This window comes from Pseudomonas sp. DL (genome assembly GCF_047199225.1).
In the GTDB taxonomy this organism is placed as follows: Bacteria; Pseudomonadota; Gammaproteobacteria; order Pseudomonadales; family Pseudomonadaceae; genus Pseudomonas; species Pseudomonas aeruginosa.
In genome coordinates this window covers 6,180,473-6,204,937 of the sequence record NZ_CP178323.1, presented here as the reverse complement: position 1 = coordinate 6,204,937, position 24,465 = coordinate 6,180,473, and the positions used below count along the sequence as shown (strand labels likewise).

The following is a 24,465-nucleotide window of genomic DNA, read 5'->3' as shown; positions in this document are numbered from 1 at the left end:
CGAGACCATGCGAGCTGGATTTTCCCTCAGTATAACCAGAGCTGCTTCAAGACTGAGACCTACGCCGGTCAGCGAGAGCGAAATAGATCACACTTGACCGTATTGCTGGCCGTGGCGCAACCACCGTTCGAGCAGCGGGCTGACATGCTGCGGCCAGTGCGCCAGGAGGGATTGGGCGGCACCGCGGACCGCCGGCAGCAGGTCTGCGTCGCGCATCAGGTCGGCGACCTTGAATTGCAGCAGGCCGGTCTGGCGGGTGCCGAGCATTTCGCCGGGGCCGCGCAATTCCAGGTCCTTCTCGGCGATGACGAAGCCGTCGCTGGTTTCGCGCATGATGCCCAGCCGCTCGCGGCCGATCTGCGACAGCGGTGGGTGGTAGAGCAGCACGCAGTGGCTGGCGGCGCTGCCCCGGCCAACCCGGCCGCGTAGCTGGTGCAGTTGGGCCAGGCCAAGGCGCTCGGGGTTCTCGATGATCATCAGGCTGGCGTTGGGCACGTCGACGCCGACCTCGATCACCGTGGTCGCCACCAGCAGTTGCAACATGCCTTCCTTGAAGGCCTCCATCACCACGGCCTTGTCCGCCGGCTTCATGCGCCCGTGGATCAGGCCGACACGCAGTTCGCCCAGCGCCGAGGAAAGCTCTTCGTAGGTGGTCTCGGCGGCCTGGCAGGTAAGCTCCTCGGACTCTTCGATCAGGGTACACACCCAGTAGGCCTGGCGCCCTTCGCGGCAAGCCGCGCGGACTCGCTCGATCACCTCGATACGGCGGCTGTCGGCCACCAGCACGGTATTCACCGGGGTACGCCCGGGCGGCAGCTCGTCGAGGATCGAGGTGTCGAGGTCGGCATAGGCGCTCATCGCCAGGGTCCGCGGGATCGGCGTGGCGGTCATGATCAACTGGTGTGGGCAGAGCCTGCCGTCCACGCCCTTCTGGCGCAGGGCCAGGCGCTGCTGCACGCCGAAGCGGTGCTGTTCGTCGATGATCGCCAGTGCAAGGCGCTTGAATTTCACTTCATCCTGGAACAGCGCGTGGGTGCCGACCACCATCGGCGCGCCGTCGCCGATGCGTTCCAGTGCCGCCGCGCGGGCCTTGCCCTTGAGCTTGCCGGCCAGCCAGGCGACTTCGATGTCCAGCGGCTGGAGCCACTTGCTGAAGTTGAGGAAATGCTGCTCGGCGAGGATCTCGGTCGGCGCCATCAGCGCCACCTGGTAGCCGGCCTCTATGGCTTGCAGGGCGGCGAGGGCGGCGACCACGGTCTTGCCGGCGCCGACGTCGCCTTGCACCAGGCGCAGCATCGGTTCGTCCTGGGCCAGGTCGTAGGCGATCTCCGCGCCGACCCGGCGTTGCGCGCCGGTCGGCTGGAAGCCGAGGTTGGCAAGGAAGCGTTTCGGCAAGCGGCTGGCCGCCGGCAAGCGCGGCGCTGCCTGCGAACGCACGGCTTCGCGCAGGCGCTGCAGGGATAACTGGTGGGTCAGCAGTTCTTCGAAGGCCAGGCGCAACTGCGCCCAGTGCCGGCCTTCGGCCAGTTCCTCGATGTCGGCATCCGGCGGCGGCCGGTGCAGGTAGCGGATCGCCTGGTCGAGCGGGCCAAGTTGGTAGTCGCGGGCCAGTTCCGCCGGCAGCCAGTCGGGCAGGCTGCTGGGGCCGAGCATGGCCAGGGCCTGTTGGCTCAACTGGCGCAGGCGCTGCTGGGTGAGGCCCTCGGTAGTCGGGTAGATCGGCGTCAGGGTCTGCTCCACCGGAATCGGCTCGTCGCCGTTCAGCGCGCGGTATTCCGGATGGTAGATCTCCAGGCCCGAGGCACCCGGCCGGACTTCGCCGTAGCAGCGCAGGTGGGTGCCGCGCTTGAGACCGTCCTTCTGCGCCTGGCTGAAATGGTAGAAGCGCAGGCTCAGGGTGCCGCTGCCGTCCTGCAGGCGCACCAGCAGGCTGCGGCGGCGCCCCATCACCACGTCGGCGCCGGCCACCACGCCCTCGACCACCGCGTCGGCCCCTGGCCGCAGGGCGCCGATGGCGGTGACGCGGGTACGGTCCTGGTAGCGCAGGGGCAGGTGGAACAGGATGTCCTGCAGGGTTTCCAGGCCTACCCGAGCGAGCTTCTCCGCCAGCGCGGCGCCTACGCCCTTTAGCGCGGTGACCGGGACCCTGGACAGCTCGGTCATGCGATTTGCGGTTGTTCCTGGGTTTGCGGACGGGCCACCGAGCACAGGCGGATCGAGTCGGCCAGCACTTCGATGGCGCGTGGACGCGGGAAGCTGGCGCGCCAGGCGATGGCAACGGTACGGAACGGCACCGGCGCGCTGAACGGGCGCACTTCGATGACGCCCGGCGCGTAGTGGTGGCTGTCCACCGCGGAGAACGGCAGCACCGAGACGCCCAGTCCGGAGGCGACCATGTGGCGGATGGTCTCCAGCGACGAGGACTCCACCGTGGTGTGCTTGTTCTCGTCGCCCTTGCGCACGGTCGGGCAGGCTTCCAGCACCTGGTCGCGGAAGCAGTGGCCTTCGCCGAGCAGGAGCAGGCTCTTGTCGTTGAGCAGCTCGGAATCGATGCTGGCCTTGGCGGTCCAGGGATGGTCGGCCGGCATCAGCACATAGAAGGGCTCGTCGAACAGCGGCTTGGTCAGGACGTCGGCTTCCTGGAACGGCAGGGCGATGATGATCGCGTCGAGTTCGCCGGTACGCAGCTTGTCGCGGAGGATATGGGTGAAGTTCTCCTCGATGTACAGCGGCATCTGCGGCGCGACCCGGTGCAGCTGGGGAATCAGGTGCGGGAACAGGTAGGGACCGATGGTGTAGATGGCGCCGACCTTCAGCGGCGCGGCCAACTGGTTCTTGCCGGCCTGGGCCAGCTCGCGGATGCCCTGGGCCTGTTCGAGGACCTTCTGCGCCTGGGCGACGATGCCTTCGCCCACTGGCGTCAGGCGCACGGCGCTCTTGCTGCGCTCGAAGATCAGCACCCCCAGCTCGTCCTCGAGCTTCTTCACGCCGACCGAGAGGGTCGGTTGGCTGACGTGGCAACGCTCGGCGGCGCGGCCGAAGTGTTGTTCCTGGGCGAGGGTGACGATGTAGCGCAGTTCGGTGAGGGTCATGGCTGCTCATCCGTTAAGATCGGCCAAGCATAGCGGCTGCACCGCCGCGAACCAACCTCCGGGGGCATGATCGGGCGTGCATTGCAGACGATTCGACGCCTACACTGCCCGCCTTGTTGTAGGAAGGAGACGGCTTCATGTCGCAAACAGTGATGATCGCCGGCTGCGGCGATGTCGGCGGGCGCCTCGGCGAGGCGCTGCTGGCCGATGGCTGGCGGGTCCATGGCCTGCGTCGCTCGGTGGACGCCTTGCCGCAGGGGATCCTGCCGGTGGCTGGCGATCTGCAGGCTCCGGAGTGTCCCGCGCAGTGGCCGAGCGAGCCGCTCGACTACCTGGTGTACAGCGCCGCCGCCAGTCAGCACGACGAGGCTGGCTACCGTGCCGCCTACGTCGACGGCCTGCGCCATGTGCTGGGCTGGTTGCAGGCCCGCGGCCAGCGGCCCAGGCGCCTGCTGTTCGTCTCCAGCACCGGGGTCTACGCGCAGACCGATGGCGGCTGGATCGACGAGGAGTCGCCGGCGCTTTCCCAGGCCTATTCCGGACGGATCATGCTCGACGCCGAGCAGGTCGCGCTGGACAGCGGGATACCGGCTACCCGCGTGCGCCTGGCCGGCATCTACGGTCCGGGGCGGGAGTGGCTGCTCAACCAGGTGCGCCAGGGGTACCGGGTGGTCAGCGAGCCGCCCCTGTATGCCAACCGGATCCACGCCGACGATGCGGCCGGGCTGCTGGCCTTTCTGTTGCGCGCCGATGCCGGCGGCCAGGCGCTGGAGGACTGCTACATCGGTGTCGACGACGCGCCCGTGGCGATGCACGAGGTGGTCGACTACCTGCGCCAGCGCCTGGGCGTCAGCCAATGGGCCGACGAACATTCGGTACGCCGCGCCGGCAGCAAGCGTTGCAGCAATCGCCGCGCCCGGGCGCTCGGCTGGGTGCCGCGCTATCCCAGCTACCGCGAGGGCTACGCGGCGGTGCTCGGGGACGCCTGATGGCTGCCAACCGGTTGTTGGCGCGTCCCTGGCTGCCTGGCGTGGAGCTGTTCCATGCGGACTTCTCCGGCCAGGCGTTCGGCCGCCACAGCCATTCGGCCTTCGCCATCGGCTCGATCCTCCACGGCGTCGGCGGCTACCAGTGCCGCGGGCGGCGCCATGCGCTGCCGGCCGGCACCCTGTCGCTGATGAACCCGGAAGAGCCACATACCGGGCACGCCGAATCCGAGCGGCTGGTCTACCGGATGCTCTATGTCGAGGAAACGCGCCTGCTCGGCCTGCTCGGCCGCAAACAGTTGCCGCGCGGCTTCGGCGAACTGAACCCGGCCGACGACGGCAGCGTGGCGGTTGGCCTGGCGCGACTGGCCGAGGACTTCCAGCGCAGCGACGCATTGGGGTTGGAAAGCCGCCTGCTGGCCTTGCTCGAACAGGTCTTCGTGCGCCACGGCGGCTTGCGCCCGGCGGCCGCGGCGCCCCGCGACGGCGGAACCACCGCACGCCTGCGCGATTACCTGGAAGCGCATGCCACCGAGGCGCTCGGTCTGGACCAGCTGGCGCAGTTGCTGCAGCGCCACCCGCGCCACCTGATCGAGGCTTTCCGGCGTGCCTACGGCGTGCCGCCGCATACCTACCAACTGCAATGCCGGGTGCGCCAGGCCAAGCGCCTGTTGCTGGAAGAGCGGCCGCTGGCGGAACTCGCCCAGCACCTCGGCTTCTACGACCAGGCGCACTTCTCCACGACCTTCCGGCGTTTCACCGGGGTCACTCCGGGGCAGTTCCGGCGCAGCGCCAAGACCTGAGTTTTTTCCAATACGGCGCCCGCCGCGCTGCACAGACTGGAGGCCTTCGCGTTTCGAGGGGCCTTCATGTTCGCCGCGTTCGTCCTTGTCGCCAGTACCCATTTCGCTGCCCTGCTGTCGCCGGGGCCGGACTTCTTCCTGTTGGTACGCGCCGCCCTGCTGCGCGACCGGCGCCAGGCCGACGGGGTGGCCGCCGGCATCGCCCTGGCCAACCTCCTGAGCATGCTGCTGGTGCTCGGCCTGCTGGCCAGCGTGCCGGACTCGGCGCACAGCGCCTTGCGCTGGCTGCAGGCGCTCGGCGGACTGTACTTCCTCTGGTTGGCGGGCCAGGCGCTGCTTGCGCAGAGGCGACTGGAAATGCCGGCGCAGCGCGACGTCCCGTCCCGCGGTGGCTATCTGCGCGGGCTGCGCGACGGCCTGCTGGCGAGCAGCCTGAATCCCAAGCTGCCGATCTTCTATGCGGGGCTGTTCGGCGTGCTGGCGCGCTTCAGCCTGCCGGGCTGGGCGCTGGCCCTGTGCCTGGCGTGGATGAGCCTGGCGGTGCTGTGCTGGGACATGGCGCTGGTGCGCCTGCTGGACAGGCCGCGCTGGCGCGGCTGGTTGCAACGGCGGGTAGGTGCGCTGGACCGGCTGTGCGGCGTCCTGCTGCTGGCGCTGGGCGGCTGGCTGGTGCTGGCCGCCCTCTGAGAGGCCTCAGCGCTCCAGCAGCCAGACGCGCTTGCCGGGCACGTAGCTGGGCATCTCGTTGGCGCCGGCGGTATTGACCGCTTCGAACAGTTGCAGCTCGTCGTCGTCGAGGCTGAACAGCAATTCGCGGCCGCGGTTGCCTTGTTGCAGCCAGATGCTGTCGTTGTCGCCGCTCATCGCTGCGCAATCGCCGGCCAGGCACAGCGCGTAGCGTTCGGCGCCGGGCAGACCGCTGACCAGGCCATTGGCCTGGAACTCGACCTTGCCGCCCTGGCCCTGGCCTTCGCGGATCTTCCAGCTGCCCTTCAGATAGCTGCCATACAAGGCCCGCTCGAAACCGCTGCCGGCAGGGCTGTTGGCCGCGGGTTGCGGGTCGAGACGGCGGAAACGCTGTTCCGGGCCGTTGGCGCTGGCCTGCTGGATCAGCTCCTTGCCGTCCAGTTCGAGACTCTCCTGGTTGTCGTCGCCATAGAAGGCAACCTTCCAGTGCTCGTCATCGCTCTTGCTCAGGGTCCCTTCGCCCAGTTCGAAGCCGTTGCTGAAGGTGGCTTCGCCTGCCTTGCTGTCGAGCTTCCATTCCAGGTTCGGGCCATAGGCGAGCAGGGCCTCGCGCAGCTTGCCGTCCTTGCTCGCGGCGTCGATCGCGGCCTGGTTGATCCAGGTGCCGGACGGATCGGCCGTGCCGGCGCAGCCGGCCAGCAGGGTGGCGGCTGCGGCGAGGAAAATCACGCGGCGCATCGTGCTACTCCATGCAGAGCGACGGGGCCTTGGGCCCCGTCGCGAACATCCGGCTTATTCGAGGACGACGATGGCGTCCATTTCCACCTGTGCGCCCTTCGGCAGGGCGGCTACGCCGATAGCGGCGCGCGCCGGGTAGGGCTGGGTGAAGTAGCGGCCCATGATCTCGTTGACCTTGGCGAAGTGCGACAGGTCGGTGAGGAAGATGTTCAGCTTGGCGACGTCGTGCAGGTAGCCGCCGGAAGCCTCGATCACCGCCTTGAGGTTCTCGAACACCTGGACGGTCTGCTCCTCGAAGCCTTCCACCAGTTCCATGGTCTTCGGGTCCAGCGGGATCTGCCCGGACACGTAGACGGTATTGCCGGCCTTGATGGCCTGGGAGTAGGTGCCGATGGCGGCCGGGGCGTTGTCGGTGTGGATAACGGTCTTGGTCATGGGAACTCCTTGCTGAAATCGAGTGGGCGCGGGGGCGCCGGATGACACAGGAAAAAGCGGGTCAGCTACGCAGGCGGGTGATCCGGATCACTCCCTTGAGGGCGCGCAGCTTCTTGATGACGCGGGCCAGGTGGACGCGATCGTGCACGCTGACGACCAGCTGGACCACGCTGATGCGACCGTCGCGCTCGTCCATGCTGATCTTCTCGATGTTGCCGTCGGCCGCGTTGACGCTGGTGGCGAGCAGGGCGATCAGGCCACGCTGGTGCTCCAGCTCGACGCGTAGTTCGACATTGAATTCGCCGGTGACATCCTTGGCCCAGCTGAGCTGGATGCATTTTTCCGGGTTGTGGCGTACTTCGCTGATGTTCTTGCAGCTTTCCAGGTGCACCACCATGCCCTTGCCGGCGGACAGGTGGCCAACGATCGGGTCGCCGGGAATCGGCGTGCAGCACTTGGCGTAGCTCAGGACCAGGCCTTCGGTGCCGCGGATCGCCAGCGGACCCTCGGCGCTTGGCGCTTCCTCGCCCTCGCTGGACAGCAGGCGGCGGGCGACCACGTAGGCCATGCGGTTGCCCAGGCCGATCTCTTCCAGCAGGTCCTCGAAGACTTCCATGCGGTACTCGGCGAGCACGGCCTGGATGCGTTCCTGGGGAATCTTCTCGAGGTGGCTGTCGAAGCCGGTAAGGGTCTTGTTCAGCAGGCGCTCGCCGAGGTTGATCGACTCGGAGCGGCGTTGCAGCTTGAGCGCATGGCGGATATGGGTGCGCGCCTTGCCGGTGACCACGAAGCTCAGCCAGGCCGGGTTCGGCCGGGCGCCCGGGGCGGTGACGATTTCCACCGTCTGGCCGCTCTGCAACGGCTCGGAGAGCGGCGCCAGGCGACGGTTGATGCGGCAGGCGATGCAACTGTTGCCGACGTCGGTGTGCACCGCGTAGGCGAAGTCGACCGCGGTGGAACCCTTGGGCAGTTCCATGATGCGGCCCTTGGGCGTGAACACGTAGACCTCGTCCGGGAACAGGTCGATCTTCACGTTCTCGATGAATTCCAGCGAGTTGCCGGCGCGCTGCTGCAGTTCCAGCACGCCCTTCACCCATTGCCGGGCGCGGGCATGGGTGCCCTTGGGCGTCTCGTCGTTGGACTTGTACAGCCAGTGCGCGGCGATCCCGTGGTTGGCCATCTCTTCCATCTCGCGGGTACGGATCTGGATCTCGATGGGCACCCCGTGCATGCCGAACAGGGTGGTATGCAGCGACTGGTAGCCGTTGGCCTTGGGAATCGCGATGTAGTCCTTGAAGCGTCCGGGGAACGGCTTGTACAGGCTGTGCACGGCGCCCAGCACGCGATAGCAGGTATCGACCTTGTCGACGATGATGCGGAAGGCGTAGACGTCCATGATCTCGTTGAACGCCTTACGCTTGCCGCGCATCTTCTGGTAGATGCTGTAGAGGTGCTTCTCGCGGCCGATCACCTGGCCTTCCATGCCTTCGCGGGCGAGGCAGTTGACCAGCGACTCCTGGATCTTGCCGACGATCTCGCGGCGGTTGCCGCGGGCCTTCTTCACCGCCTGGCGGATGCGCTCGGCGCGCATCGGGTGCATGGCCTTGAAACCGAGGTCCTCGAACTCCACGCGCATGGTGTGCATGCCCAGGCGGTTGGCGATGGGCGCGTAGATTTCCAGGGTTTCCTTGGCGATGCGCCGGCGCTTTTCGCCGGACAGCACCTCGAGGGTGCGCATGTTGTGCAGGCGGTCGGCCAGCTTGACCAGGATCACGCGGATGTCGCGGGCCATGGCCATGGCCATCTTCTGGAAGTTCTCGGCCTGGGCCTCGGCCTTGGTCTCGAAGTTCATCTGGGTCAGCTTGCTGACCCCGTCGACCAGTTCCGAAACCGTCTCGCCGAACTGCGCGGTGAGCGCTTCCTTGGCGATGCCGGTGTCCTCGATCACGTCGTGCAGCATCGCGGCCATCAGGCTCTGATGGTCCATGTGCATGTCGGCGAGGATGTTGGAGACCGCCAGCGGGTGGGTCACGTACGGTTCGCCGCTGCGGCGGCGTTGCCCGTCGTGGGCCTGCTCGGCGTAGTAGTAGGCGCGGCGGACCAGGTTGACCTGGTCCGGCCCGAGGTAGCTCGACAGTCTGTCGGCGAAGGCGTCTATGCCCGGCAAGGGTTCACCCCCTGCCCGTAGGCGGGTTGCGGCGCTCGCAGGCGACGTCGAGCCGAGGCCATGGCTTACAGGGCCTCGGTGTTGGCCTCGTCGTCGAACGCTGCGAACAGCGGTTCGTCCTCGACGATGTCTTCCTGCTGGACGACGTTCTCATCGACCAGGCCGGAAGCGATCTCGCGCAGGGCGACGACGGTCGGCTTGTCGTTTTCCCAGGCCACTTTCGGCTCCTTGCCGCCGGTAGCCAGCTGACGGGCGCGCTTGGTGGCGAGCATGACCAGCTCGAAACGGTTATCGACGTTGTCCAGGCAGTCTTCAACGGTGACGCGGGCCATGGTGTTCCTCGTAACGAAAAGTGAGCCCGACGTTTGCCGGGCGGACTGAATAGTCTAAAAAATCGCCAATCTTTATGGAAGAGCCGATTTAGGCGAGCAGACGACCGAGCAGTTCGGCGTGGCGTTGCTGCTGGGCGTCCTGGCGCAACTGGCGGGCGCGGAAGATCGCCTTGAGGTCGTCCAGGGCGTGGGCGAAATCGTCGTTGATCACCAGGTGATCGTACTCCACGTAGTGGCTCATTTCGCTGACGGCTTCGCGCATGCGCCGCTCGATCACCTCGTCGCTGTCCTGGCCGCGGTTGGTCAGGCGCTGGCGCAGGGCTTCCTGGCTCGGCGGGAGGATGAAGATCGATTGGGCCTCGGGCATCAGCCGGCGCACCTGCTGGGCGCCCTGCCAGTCGATCTCGAGGATCAGGTCGAGGCCTTCGGCGAGGGTTTTCTCGACCCAGCGCTGCGAGGTGCCGTAGAGGTTGCCGAAGACTTCGGCATGCTCGAGGAACTCGTTGCGCTCGAGCATGGCGAGGAATTCCTCGCGGCTGGTGAAGTGGTAGTTGACCCCGTCCACCTCGCCCGGACGCATGCCGCGGGTGGTATGGGAGACGGACACGCGGACCTCGGGGGCGGCGTCGAGCAGGGCCTTCACCAGGCTGGTCTTGCCGGCGCCGGAGGGAGCGGAAACGATGTACAGGGTGCCGGACATGAGGTGTTCCTGGTGCTTCGTACGGGTTGGAAAGAGATCGGGCGGAGGCGCCCGCCGGTCATTCGATGTTCTGGACCTGCTCGCGCATCTGCTCGATCAGGACCTTGAGGTTGACCGCCGCCTGGGTCGAGCGCGGGTCGAACGCCTTGGAGCCTAGAGTGTTGGCTTCCCGGTTGAGTTCCTGCATCAGGAAGTCCAGGCGCCGACCGGCGGCGCCGCCGGCCTTGAGGACCCGGCGGACCTCGCCGACGTGGGTGGCGAGGCGGTCCAGCTCCTCGGCGACATCGCTCTTCTGCGCCAGCAGGACCAGTTCCTGCTCCAGGCGCTGCGGATCGAGTTCGGCCTTGAGTTCGGCGAAGCGGTCGAGGATCTTCTGCCGCTGGTTGGCCAGCATGGTCGGCACCAGTTCGCGCAGGTTGCCGACTTCCACCAGCATCGCGTCGAGCCGATCGTTGAGCAGCTTCGCCAGCTCCTGGCCTTCGCGCGAGCGGCCGGCCTTGAGTTGCTCCAGGGCCTGGCCGAAGGCTTCCAGGGCGGCGGCGTTGAGTGCCTGCGGATCGGCCGAGTCGGCCACCAGTACGCCGGGCCAGGCCAGCACGGCGAGCGGATCGAGCGGCGCCGGCTGGCGGATCAGGGCGGCTACGCCTTCGGCGGCGGCGACCAGTTGGCGGGCGCGCTCCTGGTCGACCTGCAGGCTCTTGCCGGCGGTTTCCTCGGCGAAGCGCAGGGTGCATTCCACCTTGCCACGCGACAGGCCCTGGCGCAGCGCCTCGCGCACCGCGCCTTCGAGGTCGCGGAAGGCGTCGGGCAGGCGCAGGTGGGGCTCCAGGTAACGGTGGTTGACCGAGCGCAGCTCCCAGCTCAGGGTGCCGTGGGTACCGGCCTGCTCGACGCGGGCGAAGGCGGTCATGCTGTGCACCATGGGTCTACCTCGATAGTCGTGTGGGGAGTGCGTTCGGCGCCGGACGCGCGCGGCTGCCGTGATTCGAGCCGGGCATTGTAACCCACGTCCGGCGGGGCCCGCACGCCGACGGTGGTTGAGAGCCCAGGCTGGCCTCTATAATGGCGGCCAATTCCGCTTTCTCAGTACAGGATATCCACGATGAATCGTCCCAGTGGCCGTGCCGCCGACCAGCTGCGCCCGATCCGCATCACCCGCCATTACACCAAGCACGCAGAAGGTTCGGTGCTGGTCGAGTTCGGCGATACCAAGGTGATCTGCACCGTCAGCGCCGAGTCCGGGGTGCCGCGCTTCCTCAAGGGCCAGGGCCAGGGTTGGCTGACCGCCGAGTACGGCATGCTGCCGCGCTCCACCGGCGAGCGTAACCAGCGCGAGGCCAGCCGCGGCAAGCAGGGCGGTCGTACCCTGGAGATCCAGCGCCTGATCGGCCGTTCCCTGCGAGCGGCGCTGGACCTCAGCAAGCTCGGCGAGAACACCCTGTACATCGACTGCGACGTGATCCAGGCCGACGGCGGCACCCGCACCGCCTCGATCACCGGCGCCACCGTGGCGCTGATCGACGCCCTGGCGGTGCTGAAGAAGCGTGGCGCGCTCAAGGGCAATCCGCTGAAGCAGATGGTCGCCGCCGTTTCCGTGGGCATCTACCAGGGCGTGCCGGTCCTCGACCTGGACTACCTGGAGGATTCCGCCGCGGAAACCGACCTGAACGTAGTGATGACCGATGCCGGCGGCTTCATCGAGGTGCAGGGAACCGCCGAAGGCGCGCCGTTCCGTCCCGCCGAGCTGAACGCCATGCTCGAACTGGCCCAGCAGGGCATGCAGGAGCTGTTCGAACTTCAGCGCGCCGCGCTGGCCGAATGAGCAGACGCCCGGCACTGCCTGCCGGGCCCCGGAGAAGGAGCGCTACATGAACGATGTATCCGAAGAGGTCGCCGCGACCCCCGGCCAGGAAGCCCGGCAATGGGCGATGTTCTGCCATTTCGCGGCATTCATCGGCCTGGTGTTTCCCTTCGGCAGCCTGCTCGGGCCGCTGATCGTCTGGCAACTCAAGCGCGAGAGCGATCCGTTCGTCGACGCCCAGGGCAAGGAAGCGCTGAACTTCCAGATCACCGTGGCGCTGGCGATGTTCGTCAGCTTCCTGCTGATGCTGGTGGTGATCGGCTTCTTCCTGCTCGGCCTGGTCTGCCTGGCGGCGCTGGTGTTGACCATCATCGCCGGCATCAAGGCCAACGAAGGCAAGGCCTATCGCTATCCGTTCTGCCTGCGGCTGATCAAGTAGGCCGCACGTGGAATAGAAAAGCCGGCGCATGCGCCGGCTTTTTCATGTCTGACAGGGCTCAGATGCTCAACTGCCAGTCGTAGTCGACGATCAGCGGCGCATGCTGGGAGAAGCGCGGCTGGCGCGGCAGCTTGGCGTTGCGCACGAAGCGGCGCAGGCCGGGGGTCAGCACCTGGTAGTCGAAGCGCCAGCCGAGGTTGAGCATCTCGGCCTGTTCGCTGTCCGGCCACCAGCTGAACTGGTCGCCTTCGCGGCTGACTTCGCGCAGGGCGTCGGCATAGCCGAGGTTGCCGAACACTTCGTCCAGCCAGGCCCGTTCGGGCGCGAGGAAGCCCGGCATCTGCTGGCATTCGCGCCAGTTCTTCACGTCCATCTTCTGATGGGCGACGTATAGCGAGCCGCAATAGATGTATTCGCGGCGCTTGCGACGCTGCTTGCTCAAGTAATGGGTGAAGTCGTCCATGAACTTGAATTTCTGGTTCAAGCTCTCGTCTCCGCTCTGCCCGGAAGGCAGCAGCAGGGTGGCGATACTCACCTTGTCGAAGTCGGCTTGCAGGTAGCGCCCGTAACGATCGGCCGTTTCGAAACCTAAGCCGCTGATCACAGCTTTGGGCTGCAAACGGCTGTAGAGTGCGACACCGCCCTGTTCGGGTAGCTCGGCATCGCAGGCATAAAGGAAGTAGCCGTCCAGTTGGAAGGACGGGTCATCCAGATCGAAGGCGGAGGCTCGGGTGTCCTGCAAGCAGATCACGTCGGCATTCTGTGCTTGCAGCCAACTGAGCAAACCGCGCTCGGCCGCAGCCTGAATACCATTCACGTTCACACTGATGATCCGCATAAATGGCCCCCAAAATCACGTGCGTGTATGATACCCGAGCTCAAACGGTTTAGCTAAATTCATGCGGCTTGGTGTCATTCATGCAGGCGTATCAGCGCGATTTCATTCGTTTCGCCATCGAGCGCGGGGTTCTGCGCTTCGGTGAGTTCACCCTCAAGTCCGGGCGCACCAGCCCCTATTTCTTCAATGCCGGCCTGTTCGACAGCGGCCTGGCGCTGGCCCGCCTGGGACGCTTCTACGCCGAGGCGGTGATCGACAGCGGAATCGACTTCGACGTCCTGTTCGGCCCGGCCTACAAGGGCATTCCCCTGGCCGCCACCACCGCGGTGGCCCTCGCCGAGCAGCACCAGCGCGACCTGCCCTGGTGCTTCAACCGCAAGGAAGCCAAGGACCACGGCGAAGGCGGCACGCTGGTTGGCGCGCCGCTGAGCGGCCGGGTGCTGATCATCGACGACGTGATCACCGCCGGCACCGCGATCCGCGAAGTGATGCAGATCATCGACGCCCAGGGCGCCAGGGCCGCGGGCGTGCTGATCGCGCTGAACCGCCAGGAGCGCGGCAAGGGCGAGCTGTCGGCGATCCAGGAGGTCGAGCGCGACTTCGGCATGCCGGTGGTGAGCATCGTTTCCCTGGAGCAGGTGCTGGAATATCTTGCCGAAGATGCTGAACTGAAGAAGCATCTGCCGGCGGTAGAGGCCTATCGCGCCCAATACGGTATCTGAACCTTTCACAAGGGACTGGCATGGTCGGACAGGATGTAATGCGTTGCCTGATGGCCCTGGGGCTGGTGCTCCAGGGGCTTTCCTTCGGCGCCCAGGCGGCGCCGGGCGGAGCGGTGGAGCTGTACCGCTACGTCAACGACAAGGGCGTGGTGGTGCTCGACCGCCAGGGTGTGCCGCCGCAGTACATCGGCAAGGGCTACCAGGTCCTCAACGACCAGGGCCGGGTTATCCGCACCGTACCGCCGGCGCCGACCGCCGAGGAACTGCGGCAGCGCAAGGCGGCCCAAGCCCAGGCCAGCTCCGATGCGCAGCTGCTGCGCCTGTATTCCAGCCTCGAGGACGTCGACCGCGCTCGCGAACGGCGCCTGGCGGAACTGGACGGGCTGAGCAGCGTGGCGCGCGGCAACCTGCAGTCGCTCAAGCTGCAACAGGCCAACCTGCAAGGCCAGGCGGCCAACCAGGAGCGTGCCGGACGTCCGGTGGCGCAGGCGCTGGTGGACCAGCTGGACGATCTCAAGCAGGAGGAAAAGCGCCTGCAGGGCGAGATCGGGCGTTTCCAGAAGGCCCGCGAAGACGCGGAAAGAACCTATGCCGCCGACCGCGCGCGGCTCTCCCAGCTACTCGGCGTGAGTCCCTGATTCCACTGGCGACTGTCGCTCGAACGCCCTGATCTTCTCGCGCAGCCAGTCCGGCAGGGGCTGGCTCTGTCGCTCGTTCGCATCCGCATAGACGTAGACCAGCTCGCCGACGGTGAGCAACTGCTCGTCGCGCCAGATGCCCAGCTCGAAAACCAGGCTGCTGCGCCCCAGCCGCGCCACGCGGGTGCCGATGTCCAGCCAGTCGTCGAAATGCGCCGGGGCGCGGTATTCCAGGGTGCTCTTCACCGCGAACAGGTCGCCTCCGCCGCGCAGCAGGTCGGCCGGGTAGGACATGCCGAGCTGGCGGTAGTACTCGGTGGTGGCGACGTCGAGATAGGTCAGGTAGTTGCCGTTGAAGACGATGCCCTGCGGATCGACCTCCGCCCAGCGAACCCGCAGGGAATGGAAGAAGGTGTAGTTCTGGCGCTGTGCTGCGCTGCTCATGCCGGCTCCTCGACGCTGCTGCAGACATCGACTCTAGACCGCCATCGCGCGGTGCGAAAGGGCTGGCCGCAGAACCCCCCGTCGCTGGCCCGCATTGCCCTCATCCTCGGGGCGTCGCGGCCTTAGTGTTGTTCGACGAGAACGCACGCCGTGCGCAACGAGAGAGGAACACCATGTCGTCCACGCTCCGCCCCGGACCGGGCAACTCGCGCCTTTGCCGCCCGGGGTTGCTGCTTGCCCTGGGCCTGATGCTGGTGGCCTGCGGAGAATCCACGGAGCCGCCGGCGCGGGCCGCCGATTCCCAGCGTGTCCCTGCGGAGCCTGCGTTGGCGCAGGTGTATTCCGCCAGTTGCAAGCTCTGTCACGCCGATCCCGCCTCCGGCGCGCCGCTGACCGGCGATGCCGCTGCCTGGGCGCCACGCCTGGCGCAGGGCATCGACACCCTGCTGGACCACAGCATCAACGGCTACAAGGGCATGCCACCCATGGGCATGTGCATGCAGTGCTCGGAAGAACAGTTCCGGGCTTTGATCGATTTCATGTCCGCAGCGCAGGACCGATAGGGGATACCGGCATGCCAAGTCATCTGTCGCGACGCCAGCTCCTGCAACGGGCGGGAGCGCTCGGTGCGTTCGCCGCCATGGTGGGAAACCCCGCGCTGGCGGAGTTGCTCCGCGCACCGCGCCTGATTCCCTGGCGCAACTGGTCCGGCGCGCAAAGCTGCCTGCCCCTGGCGCGGGAGGCACCGAAAGACCTCGACGAACTGGTCCGGATCATCCGCCAGGCGTCCGGCAGGATCCGCCCGGTGGGCTCCGGGCATTCGTTCAGCGCGTTGGTCCCGACCGACGGCACCCTGCTCTCGCTCGCCTACTTCAGCGGCTTGCTCAGCCACGACAGCGTGACCCTCCAGGCCGAGTTCGGCGGCGGTACGCCGATGTCGCAGATGGGCGCTCCGCTCAAGGAGATCGGCCAGGCGCTGGTGAACATGGCCGATATCGATTACCAGACCCTGGCCGGCGCCATCGCTACTTCCACCCATGGCACCGGGGTCGGCTTCGGTTCCTATTCCGCCCAGGTTCGCGGTCTGCAACTGGTCACCGCGAGCGGCGAGGTGCTCGAGTGCGACGCCAAGCGCAACGTGGAGGTGTTCGATGCCGCGCGGGTCTCGCTGGGGGCGCTGGGCGTCGTGACCCGGGTGCGCCTGCAGAACCGCGCGGCCTACCGCCTGCGTGAACGGCAGTGGATCGCCCGGACCGAGGAATTGCTGGAAGACGTGGAGAAGAATACGCGCGAGAACCAGCACTGGGAGATGCTGGTGGTGACCCATTCCGACTACGCCCTGTCGATCGCCCTCAACGAGACCGACGAGCCGAAGACCCCGCCCCTGGACCCGGCGAAGGAAGGCGGCAACGAGTTCGTCGGCCTGATCGAAGGTCTCGACAAGTACCTCAGCGACTTCCCGGAGACCCGCCGCACCCTGCTCAACAGCCTGCGCCACTTCGCCCGCTTCGACGAGCGGGTCGACGATTCCTATGCGGTCTACGCCAACGTGCGCAACGTGCGCTTCAACGAGATGGAGTATTCGGTCCCCGCCGAGCATGGCCCCGCCTGCCTGCGGGAGATCCTCGCGCTGATCCGCGACAAGGACCTGCGCACCTGGTTTCCCATCGAGTACCGCTACGTGAAGGCCGACGACATTCCCCTGAGCATGTTCGAGGGCCGCGACAGTTGTTCCATTTCCGTGCATCAGCACTACAGCATGGACCACCACAACTTCTTCGCCGCGGTGGAACCGATCTTCTGGAAATACGCCGGGCGGCCGCACTGGGGCAAGCTGCATGGCCTCAACGCGCACCAGTTGCAGGGGCTCTATCCGCGCTGGAAGGCATTCGCCGAGGTGCGCCAGGCGCTGGATCCCCGCGGGCGGTTCCTCAATGCGCACCTCTCTTCCATCCTGGGCGTGACCTGAAAGGAGCGACGCCGTGAATCGACGCAAGTTCATGTTCGCCGGCCTCGGGGCCGGCGCGCTGCTGGCGGGAACTGCCGCCTGGATGCGTCCCGCCGACCGTGGCGGGCCGTACGACGACTATTTCCGCGCGCTGAACCGCGAACTCAAGGCCAATGGCCCGATGTGCCCGGTGCTGCTCATCGACCTCGATCGCCTGGACCACAACATCGATGTGGTGATGCGTTCGGTCCGCCGCGGCGGCAAGCATCTGCGGCTGGTGGAGAAATCGCTGCCTTCGCCCGGCCTGCTGGCGTACATCGCCAGGCGCGCCGGCACCCGGCGGCTGATGTCCTTCCACCAACCGTTCCTCAACCACGACGCGGTCGCTTTTGCGGATGCCGACATCCTCCTCGGCAAGCCGTTGCCGGTGCGTTCGGCGGAACTGTTCTACCGCGAGCACAAGGGTGCGTTCGACCCGGCGCGGCAGCTGCAATGGCTGATCGATACGCCGCAGCGCTTGCGTCAGTACCTGGCGCTGGCCCAGGGGCTGGGTACCCGGATGCGCGTCAACATCGAACTGGACGTCGGCCTGCATCGCGGCGGAGTGGCCGACCAGGCCGCGCTGGGCGAATTGCTGGCGCTGATCGCGGCGCATCCGCAGTACCTGGAGTTCGCTGGCTTCATGGGCTACGACCCCTTCGTCGGAATGGGGGTGCCGGGCATCCTCGGTTCGCCCGAGGAGCTGTTCGCCAAGGTCATGGCGCTCTACCAGGGACATGTCGACTTCGCCCGCCAGCGCTTCGCCGCGCTGTGGACACCACAGCTGACCCTGAATACCGCCGGCAGCCCCAGCTATCGCATGCACGAGAAGGAAACGCTGAGCAGCGAGGTCTCGGTGGGCACCGCCATGCTCAAGCCGAGCCACTACGACCTGGCGTCCCTGGCCGAGCATGTGCCGGCCGTCTACATCGCCACGCCGGTACTCAAGAGCACCGGCGCGGTGCAGATCCCGGCGCTGGACGGCAAGTCCCGGCTGTTTTCCTGGTGGGACCCCAACCAGCGCGGCACCTTCTTCATCTACGGCGGCAACTGGATGGCCGACTTCGCCTCGCCCGAGGGACTGCGCAGCAACGGCATCTACGGGCGCAGCTCGAACCAGGAAATGGTCAACGGCTCGCCTTCGGTGGGCCTGGAGGTGGACGACCAGGTCTTCCTGCGGCCGACCCAGAGCGAGTCGGTGCTGCTGCAATTCGGCGACCTGCTGGCGCTGCGCGGCGGGCGGATCGTCGAGCGCTGGCCGGTTTACGCCTAGGACGCCTGGCGCTTTTCCTCGTCGATGGCGGCAGCCCGCGGATACCGGGCTGCCGCTTCGTTCCGATGCCTCAGAGTTCGAACGGAATGGTCAGCTTGGCCCAGAGCATGTCGCCCTCGGGGCGGTTCTCCACGTCGAATTCCTTGGCCCAGCGGATCTCCGCGCTGGCGTACTTGAGGAAGGTCAGGTGCACGGCCGGGCCGATGGCGAAGACCTGGCCGCGTACGCCGTCGTCGACTTCCTCGCCGAAACCGAACACCCGTACGGTCTCGCCGTTCTGTTTGTCGTCGGTGGTCTGCTTGAGGTAGTAGCCGTTCAGGCCGAGGCGCAGGTTGTCGGTCACCCGGTAGCTGGCGGAATAGTCGAAATGGAAGATCTGCCCCGAGCGATAGTCGGTGTCGTGGTTTTCCATGTTGAAGCTGTAGGTGGCCTTCAGCGACAGCTCGGTGCGTTCGGTGGGCAGCCAGGTGAAGGAGAACAGCGGCTTGTAGGTGTAGAAGTTGTTGCTGGTGTTGGCCAGCCGCTCGGCATCGTACTTGCCGGTGGGCACGGTGACCTCCACGGCGGCGGCCAGGGTCAGGTCCTTGCCCATGTCCCAGAGGATGATCGGCGCGAAGGTGGTGTCGCCCATGCTTTCCCGTTCGTCGCTCAGGCCGAACGCGGCCACCCGTTGGCGGAGATAGGGCTGGGCGATGTAGCCGCCCAGGCGCCCGCCGAAGATCCGCAGCGGGCTCAGGTAGTCCAGGCGAGGGATGATCGCATCCGAGCTGATCTTCACGTCGGACACCTTGCCGCCGAAGGAGCTGATGTTCAGCTTCCTGGCTTCGTAGTGGTTGTAGTAGACGTTGAAGGCGAACATGTGGTCGGGGAGGTTGTCGACGTCCAGTGGCAGGGTGAAGAAACCGTCGGTTCCTGGACCAATGTTGTCCACGCCGCCTTCGCTGGCGTGGGTGCAGCAGCTGACGGCGAGGGTGACGCAGGCGGCCAGGCGCAGGGGCCTGCGGGGGCGGATCGGGTTCATGGGCGGGCTCTTATTATTGTTGGCGTGGCTCGGGGCACGGCATAGGAATAAGCCCTAACGGCAGGCCGAGGCAGGGCATTGACGGTCAGCGAGGGGGGGATTTGCGGACACCGTGCAATGCTTTGTTACATCTGTGCGGAACGCTATATGATGGGACGCTCATCCCATGTCGCGATCCACCGCCAGAACAAGAACGAAGCCGAGACCGGCTCAGGATTTCGCCCATGCACAACAATGCCGCCGATGCGCGCTACGAACTCGCCCAGGTATCCACCTTCCTGCTGCAGACGCTGGCCGAGGTGGTCGAAGGCCATGGTGTCGATCCCGCGCGGCTGTGCCGGGGCCTGGGCTTCACCGTCGAAGACCTGCAGGACCCTACCCAGCGCATCTCCTACCGCCAGGCCGTGAGCATGATCCAGCGTGCCCTCCAGGCCCTGCCGGAGCGGGGACTGGGGCTGTGGGTCGGACACCAGAACGTGCTCGGCACCCTTGGCCTGCTGGGCCATGTGCTGTCGCTGTGCCGGACCCTGCGCGACGCGTTCGACATCGGCGTGCGCTACCAGCACAGCTCGGGCGGTATCGTCACCTCCAGCGTCTACCAGCAGGGCGACACCTTCTTCGTCGAGGTCGAATGCCACCTGCCCAGCAGCGAGGTGCAGGTGTTCGCCATCGAGGAGTTCTTCGCCAGCCTGCTGGTGTATGGGCGTGCCCTGGTCAGCCCGGCGTTCGAACCGCTGGGCATCGAACTCATCCATGCCGCTCCGCCCTACGCGGGCGAATACCTGCGCCTGCTGGGGCCCCAGGTACGCTTCGGCTGCCTGCACAACCGCATGGCGATCGCCAGCCACTGGCTGGACATGCGCCTGCCCAACCACAACCTGCCGGCGTTGCGCCAGGCGCTGGCCCTGCTGGAGCAGGAAAGCACCCAGGTGCACCGGAAACTCGACCTGGTCCAGGCGGTGGAACGGGCCATCGCCCGCGACCTAAGCCTGGGCAGCCAGATCGAAAGGATTTCCGCCGAACTGAACATGAGCAGCCGCACCCTGCGGCGCCGGCTGGCCGAACACGGGCTGACCTTCGAGGCGTTGCTGGAGCAGGTGCGGCGAGGGCGGGCGATGAGCCTGCTGGGCAACCCCGGGATGTCCATCGAACGTATCACCGAGGAAGTGGGATATCGTGATATCCGCAGTTTCAGGCGCGCGTTCAAGCGCTGGACGGGAGTGAGCCCGGCGACCTTCCGTAGCGAGGGCACGAGCCCGTTGGACCAGGTCTTCACGCTGGCCGCGCGACGCTAATGGAGGAACCGCCATGGCGCGCCGGAGCGCACCGTGGCGGGCGGATCAGTGACGCTTGCGGTTGCTGATCAGGGTGCCGACGCCGCTGTCGGTGAAGATTTCCAGCAGCACGGCATTCGGTACCCGGCCATCGATGATGTGCGCGCTGGTCACGCCGCCCTGCACCGCTTCCAGGGCGCAGCGGATCTTCGGCAGCATGCCGCCGTAGATGGTGCCGTCGGCGATCAGCTCGTTGACCTGTTCGGTGGACAGCCCGGTCAGCACCTGGCCCTGCTTGTCCATCAGGCCGGCGATGTTGGTCAGCAGCATCAGTTTCTCGGCCTTCAGCGCTTCCGCCACCTTGCCGGCCACCAGGTCGGCATTGATGTTGTAGGACTCGCCGTTGCTGCCCACGCCGATCGGCGCGATCACCGGAATGAAGTCGCCCTTGACCAGCATGTTCAGCAGCCCGACGTTGACCCCGGTGACTTCGCCCACGTGGCCGATGTCGATGATCTCCGGCTTGGTCATCTCCGGGGTCTGGCGGGTCACGGTGAGCTTCTTCGCGCGGATCAGCTCGGCGTCCTTGCCGGTCAGGCCGATGGCGCTGCCGCCGTGGCGGTTGATCAGGTTGACGATGTCCTTGTTCACCTGGCCGCCGAGGACCATCTCCACCACGTCCATGGTCGCCGCGTCGGTGACGCGCATGCCGTCGATGAAGTGGCTCTCGATCGACAGGCGCTTGAGCAGGTCTCCGATCTGCGGGCCGCCGCCATGCACCACCACCGGGTTGATGCCGACCGCTTTCATCAGCACCACGTCGCGGGCGAAGCCGGCCTTCAGCTCCTCGCTCTCCATGGCGTTGCCGCCGTACTTGATCACCAGCGTCTTGCCGACGAAGCGGCGAATGTAGGGCAGGGCCTCGGAAAGGACCTTGGCAACCTGGGCGGCGTCATCGCGACTCAGGGTCATGGGGAGCTCCGACATGTCAGAAGGGCACGGGCAGCGAGGAATCCACTGCCTTCAGTTGGTTACGGAAGACGGTCTTGATGCGCTCCAGCTCTTCCTCGGTGTCCGCTTCGAAGCGCAGGACCAGCACGGGAGTGGTGTTGGAGGCGCGTACCAGGCCCCAGCCTTTGGGGTAGTCGACCCGCACGCCGTCGAGGGTGGTGATGTTGCCTTCGCCCCATTGGGCGTCGCGTTGCAGCGCCTCGATGATGGCGAACTTGCTGTCCTCGGTGACGGTGATGTTGATTTCCGGGGTGGAAATGTCGCTCGGGAAGGCCGAGAACACGTGCTCGCTGTCACGCTGATCCTGGCTGAGGATTTCCAGCAGGCGGGCGGCGCTGTAGATGCCATCGTCGAAGCCGAACCAGCGCTCCTTGAAGAACACGTGGCCGCTCATCTCGCCAGCCAGCAGGGCGCCGGTTTCCTTCATCTTCTTCTTGATCAGCGAGTGGCCGGTCTTCCACATCACCGGACGGCCGCCGTAGCCGCTGATCAGGGCGATCAGACGGCGGGTGCACTTGACGTCGAAGATGATGTCGGCCCCCGGGTTGCGCGAGACCACGTCCTTGGCGAACAGCATCAGCAGACGGTCCGGATAGATGATGGTACCGGTATTGGTGACCACGCCGACGCGATCGCCGTCGCCGTCGAAGGCCAGGCCCAGGTCGGCGTTCTCGGCCTTGACCTTGGCGATCAGGTCCTTCAGGTTCTCCGGCTTGCCCGGGTCCGGATGGTGGTTCGGGAAGTTGCCGTCGACCTCGCAGTACAGCGGGATCACGCTGCAGCCCAGGGCCTCGATCAACTGCGGGGCGATCACCCCGGCCACGCCGTTGCCGCAGTCGACCACCACCTTCATCGGCTTGGCCATGGCGATGTCGTCGCGGATCTGCTTGAAGTAGCGCGGCAGGATGTCGACCTGCTCTACGCTGCCGACGCCGGATGCCAGGTCGTTTTTCTCGATGCGCTCGCGCAGGGCCTGGATCTGCTCGTTGGCCAGGGTCTCGCCGGCGACCACGATCTTGAAGCCGTTGTAGTCCGGCGGATTGTGGCTGCCGGTCAGCATCACCCCGGACTTGCCCTCGAGCACGTTGGCCGCGTAGTACAGCACCGGGGTAGGCACCATGCCCACGTCGCTGACCTGGCAACCGCAGTCCACCAGGCCCTGGATCAGCTGCTTGACCAGCTCGGGACCGGACAGGCGGCCATCGCGGCCGACAGCGACGCACGGTTCGCCGCGGGCGAGGCTTTCCGAGCCGATGGCGCGACCGATCCAGTAGGCGGTCTCGGCGGTGAGGGTATCGCCTACCACGCCACGGATGTCGTAGGCGCGGAAGATGCTGGCGGGCAGCGTCGGTGCTTTTGCAGTGCTCATGATGGGGGTTTGCTCCAATCCCAGGAGGTCCTGGTCTTCATCGAGAATGTCGATATCCAGAATGTCGGTGTTCTGGAACAACGGATCTGCCAATGCCGGCTCCTCGCGAGGAGGCGCTTTCGCCACCGCCACCGGCGCCACCGGCGCTGCCTTGGCAGGGCTGGGCACGCTGGTCGGCTCCGGCTTGCGCCGCGGCTGGCGGGCCAATGCCTGGATCAGCGGGGCGAAGCCCGGCAGGCTAGGCACAGGGGGTTTGGCAGTGCGTTGCCCGCCGAGTTCCTGAAGATACTGACCGAGGGTCAGGACATCCTGATGCAGGCGGCGCAACAGCGACGAACGGGTGAGGTAGGTGCCGAGGATGCCGCCGAGCAGCGCCAGCAGCGCCGCGAGTGCCGGCAGCAGCGGCGAGGCCTGGGTCGAAGCGACGCTGCCGGGCGTGTAGTTCAGTTTCCAGTTCGGATTGCCGCTGTCCAGCGCTTGCGCACCCTTGCCCGGCGCCGGCGTACCGCGTTGCAGCAGCACCTGGGCCGGTGCGCCGGAGAACTGCTGGACCAGTTGTACCTGGCCGGCATCGCCCGGCAAGGGCGGCAGGGCGCGCAGCAGCCGTTGCAGGTCGACCGCCAGCAGCAGCGTGCCTTGCAGGCTCTGGTCGGCGCCGCGCACCGGCGCGGCGCTGTACAGCAGCCAGCGCTGGCCGACCTTGTAGGCTTCGGCGGCGACGTTCTGGCCACTTTCCACCCGGTGCAGGATATCCAGGGCGGCGAAGCTGACCGGGCCGGGGCTGTCGTTGTCCTGGGCGGCCTGGCCGGGCGCGTTCAGGTGGGCATCGACCACGCCGTCCCAGGCCAGCAGGCTGCGCTGGGCGGCCTCGATGCGGGTGGCGTCGCCGCTTTGCAGGGCTTCGAGGGCGAGGGGGCTGGCCGCGGCGGCGCGGGTGTCGGCGGCGAGTTGCTGCAAGGCCTGGCGCAAGGCGCCGGCCTGGCCTTCGGCCCAGGCCGCGTCCAACTGGCGCTGCTGCGCCTCACCGGCGCCGCCGAAGACGCCGAACCAGAGCAGGGCGCCGGCGGCCGCCACGCCCAGTAGGCTGGCGCCTATGCCGGGCAGCAGGTCCTTGCCGTCAGCGCGTTCGGACGCTGCCTTGCGCGGCTTCTTTTCCGGTTCGAGCAGGTCGCCCAACTCGTTCCCATCCTTGGCGGTGCGCTGGAAAAGCTTCATGCCGCGTCTCCTCGGCGTCTCGTCCTGTGTTCGGGGTCAGTGGCTGCCGGAATGGCCGAAGCCGCCGGCGCCGCGCTGGCTTTCGTCGAACGCTTCGACCAGCTCGAAATGCGCCTGCACCACCGGCACCAGTACCAACTGCGCGATGCGCTCGCCGACGGCGATGGTGAACGGCGACTCGCCGCGGTTCCAGCACGACACCATCAGCTCGCCCTGGTAGTCCGAGTCGATCAGGCCGACCAGGTTGCCCAGCACGATGCCGTGCTTGTGCCCCAGGCCGGAGCGCGGCAGGACCAGGGCGGCGAGGCCGGGATCGGCGATGTAGATGGACAGGCCGGTGGGAATCAGCAGGGTCTGGCCCGGGCCGAGGACGCTGTCTTCCTTGAGCATGGCGCGCAGGTCCAGGCCAGCCGAGCCCGGCGTGGCGTACTGCGGGAGCGGGAAGTCGGAGCCCAGGCGGGGGTCGAGGATCTTGGCTTGGAGAGAGTGCATC

General features: G+C 66.8%; 25 protein-coding genes. 11 read left to right on the top strand and 14 right to left on the bottom strand.

Features of this window, described 5'->3' with window-relative positions; translation table 11 throughout:
* Window positions 1-87 precede the first annotated feature (87 nt).
* Both recG and oxyR read right to left on the bottom strand, forming a co-directional pair.
* Window positions 88-2,163 carry an ATP-dependent DNA helicase RecG gene (recG, locus tag ACI766_RS28910; protein ID WP_023087918.1) on the bottom strand — a complete coding sequence of 692 codons (2,076 nt, stop codon included), beginning with the start codon at window positions 2,161-2,163 and terminating at the stop codon, window positions 88-90.
* Window positions 2,160-3,092, bottom strand: a complete 933-nt coding sequence (oxyR, locus tag ACI766_RS28905) for an oxidative stress transcriptional regulator OxyR (protein WP_003096622.1) — start codon at window positions 3,090-3,092, stop codon at window positions 2,160-2,162. The genes recG and oxyR overlap by 4 nt, the downstream gene beginning before the upstream one ends.
* A 137-nt stretch (window positions 3,093-3,229) precedes the next feature.
* Between oxyR and ACI766_RS28900 the strand changes: the two genes are divergently transcribed.
* The 3 genes from ACI766_RS28900 (at window position 3,230) to ACI766_RS28890 (ending at window position 5,568) form a co-directional block, all read left to right on the top strand.
* Entirely contained in the window at window positions 3,230-4,081 is an 852-nt protein-coding gene (locus ACI766_RS28900) for an SDR family oxidoreductase (protein WP_003121310.1), read from the top strand.
* On the top strand, window positions 4,081-4,881 hold the full coding sequence (locus tag ACI766_RS28895) for an AraC family transcriptional regulator (protein WP_003096615.1): 801 nt from the start codon (window positions 4,081-4,083) through the stop codon (window positions 4,879-4,881). The genes ACI766_RS28900 and ACI766_RS28895 overlap by 1 nt, the downstream gene beginning before the upstream one ends.
* Before the next feature lie 66 nt (window positions 4,882-4,947).
* Window positions 4,948-5,568 (top strand): LysE family translocator, encoded by a 621-nt coding sequence (locus ACI766_RS28890; RefSeq protein ID WP_023087915.1) that lies wholly within the window; start codon window positions 4,948-4,950, stop codon window positions 5,566-5,568.
* A gap of 6 nt (window positions 5,569-5,574) precedes the next feature.
* On the opposite strand, the gene ACI766_RS28885 is transcribed toward ACI766_RS28890, so the two are convergent.
* The 6 genes from ACI766_RS28885 to ACI766_RS28860 all read right to left on the bottom strand — a co-directional run bounded on the left by ACI766_RS28885 (window position 5,575) and on the right by ACI766_RS28860 (window position 10,862).
* Window positions 5,575-6,306, bottom strand: a complete 732-nt coding sequence (locus ACI766_RS28885; protein WP_003096611.1) for a hypothetical protein — start codon at window positions 6,304-6,306, stop codon at window positions 5,575-5,577.
* A gap of 54 nt (window positions 6,307-6,360) precedes the next feature.
* Window positions 6,361-6,741 carry a RidA family protein gene (locus ACI766_RS28880; protein ID WP_003096609.1) on the bottom strand — a complete coding sequence of 127 codons (381 nt, stop codon included), beginning with the start codon at window positions 6,739-6,741 and terminating at the stop codon, window positions 6,361-6,363.
* Between the two features lie 61 nt (window positions 6,742-6,802).
* Window positions 6,803-8,908: a bifunctional GTP diphosphokinase/guanosine-3',5'-bis pyrophosphate 3'-pyrophosphohydrolase gene (gene spoT / locus ACI766_RS28875; RefSeq protein WP_003096603.1), complete on the bottom strand. Its 2,106-nt coding sequence runs from the start codon at window positions 8,906-8,908 to the stop codon at window positions 6,803-6,805.
* 65 nt (window positions 8,909-8,973) lie between these two features.
* Window positions 8,974-9,240, bottom strand: coding sequence for a DNA-directed RNA polymerase subunit omega (gene rpoZ, locus ACI766_RS28870; protein WP_003096602.1), 267 nt, complete (start codon window positions 9,238-9,240; stop codon window positions 8,974-8,976).
* An 88-nt stretch (window positions 9,241-9,328) separates the two neighbouring features.
* A complete protein-coding gene (gene gmk, locus ACI766_RS28865; RefSeq protein ID WP_003098317.1) occupies window positions 9,329-9,940 on the bottom strand; it encodes a guanylate kinase in 612 nt (203 codons plus the stop codon).
* A gap of 58 nt (window positions 9,941-9,998) precedes the next feature.
* On the bottom strand, window positions 9,999-10,862 hold the full coding sequence (locus tag ACI766_RS28860) for a YicC/YloC family endoribonuclease (protein WP_003096599.1): 864 nt from the start codon (window positions 10,860-10,862) through the stop codon (window positions 9,999-10,001).
* Between the two features lie 180 nt (window positions 10,863-11,042).
* Here ACI766_RS28860 and rph point away from each other — a divergent pair, with 180 nt between their 5' ends.
* Entirely contained in the window at window positions 11,043-11,762 is a 720-nt protein-coding gene (rph, locus tag ACI766_RS28855) for a ribonuclease PH (protein ID WP_003096595.1), read from the top strand.
* A 46-nt stretch (window positions 11,763-11,808) separates the two neighbouring features.
* Entirely contained in the window at window positions 11,809-12,180 is a 372-nt protein-coding gene (locus ACI766_RS28850) for a DUF4870 domain-containing protein (protein WP_003096590.1), read from the top strand.
* Window positions 12,181-12,238: 58 nt separating this feature from the next.
* Here the strand turns inward: ACI766_RS28850 and ACI766_RS28845 are convergent, their stop codons facing one another.
* Entirely contained in the window at window positions 12,239-13,018 is a 780-nt protein-coding gene (locus ACI766_RS28845; protein WP_003098313.1) for an exodeoxyribonuclease III, read from the bottom strand.
* An 80-nt stretch (window positions 13,019-13,098) separates the two neighbouring features.
* Between ACI766_RS28845 and pyrE the strand changes: the two genes are divergently transcribed.
* Complete coding sequence (pyrE, locus tag ACI766_RS28840) at window positions 13,099-13,740, top strand: orotate phosphoribosyltransferase (RefSeq protein ID WP_003096586.1); 642 nt, start codon at window positions 13,099-13,101, stop codon at window positions 13,738-13,740.
* 20 nt (window positions 13,741-13,760) lie between these two features.
* Window positions 13,761-14,378, top strand: a complete 618-nt coding sequence (locus ACI766_RS28835) for a hypothetical protein (protein ID WP_003161150.1) — start codon at window positions 13,761-13,763, stop codon at window positions 14,376-14,378.
* Here ACI766_RS28835 and ACI766_RS28830 read toward each other — a convergent pair.
* Window positions 14,358-14,822, bottom strand: coding sequence for an acyl-CoA thioesterase (locus tag ACI766_RS28830; RefSeq protein WP_003098308.1), 465 nt, complete (start codon window positions 14,820-14,822; stop codon window positions 14,358-14,360). The genes ACI766_RS28835 and ACI766_RS28830 overlap by 21 nt on opposite strands.
* 173 nt (window positions 14,823-14,995) lie before the next feature.
* Here ACI766_RS28830 and ACI766_RS28825 point away from each other — a divergent pair, with 173 nt between their 5' ends.
* From ACI766_RS28825 to ACI766_RS28815, 3 genes are all read left to right on the top strand, one after another.
* Entirely contained in the window at window positions 14,996-15,385 is a 390-nt protein-coding gene (locus ACI766_RS28825) for a c-type cytochrome (RefSeq protein WP_003115372.1), read from the top strand.
* A gap of 77 nt (window positions 15,386-15,462) precedes the next feature.
* Window positions 15,463-16,791: a D-arabinono-1,4-lactone oxidase gene (locus ACI766_RS28820; protein ID WP_003114363.1), complete on the top strand. Its 1,329-nt coding sequence runs from the start codon at window positions 15,463-15,465 to the stop codon at window positions 16,789-16,791.
* An 82-nt stretch (window positions 16,792-16,873) separates the two neighbouring features.
* Window positions 16,874-18,082 carry a DSD1 family PLP-dependent enzyme gene (locus ACI766_RS28815; RefSeq protein WP_003146627.1) on the top strand — a complete coding sequence of 403 codons (1,209 nt, stop codon included), beginning with the start codon at window positions 16,874-16,876 and terminating at the stop codon, window positions 18,080-18,082.
* A gap of 70 nt (window positions 18,083-18,152) precedes the next feature.
* On the opposite strand, the gene ACI766_RS28810 is transcribed toward ACI766_RS28815, so the two are convergent.
* Window positions 18,153-19,103, bottom strand: a complete 951-nt coding sequence (locus ACI766_RS28810) for a transporter (protein ID WP_003146625.1) — start codon at window positions 19,101-19,103, stop codon at window positions 18,153-18,155.
* 224 nt (window positions 19,104-19,327) lie between these two features.
* On the opposite strand from ACI766_RS28810, the gene sphR reads away from it, so the two are divergent.
* Window positions 19,328-20,398 (top strand): AraC family transcriptional regulator SphR, encoded by a 1,071-nt coding sequence (gene sphR / locus ACI766_RS28805; protein WP_003114360.1) that lies wholly within the window; start codon window positions 19,328-19,330, stop codon window positions 20,396-20,398.
* A gap of 45 nt (window positions 20,399-20,443) precedes the next feature.
* Here sphR and argB read toward each other — a convergent pair whose 3' ends face one another.
* Genes argB through dut form a run of 3 tightly spaced genes read right to left on the bottom strand, consistent with a single transcriptional unit; the run spans window position 20,444 to window position 24,464 of the window.
* Entirely contained in the window at window positions 20,444-21,349 is a 906-nt protein-coding gene (argB, locus tag ACI766_RS28800) for an acetylglutamate kinase (protein WP_003096572.1), read from the bottom strand.
* 16 nt (window positions 21,350-21,365) lie between these two features.
* Window positions 21,366-23,972, bottom strand: a complete 2,607-nt coding sequence (locus ACI766_RS28795; RefSeq protein WP_058169968.1) for a phosphomannomutase/phosphoglucomutase — start codon at window positions 23,970-23,972, stop codon at window positions 21,366-21,368.
* 36 nt (window positions 23,973-24,008) lie between these two features.
* Window positions 24,009-24,464, bottom strand: a complete 456-nt coding sequence (dut, locus tag ACI766_RS28790) for a dUTP diphosphatase (RefSeq protein WP_003098293.1) — start codon at window positions 24,462-24,464, stop codon at window positions 24,009-24,011.
* Between the last annotated feature and the right edge of the window lies 1 nt (window position 24,465).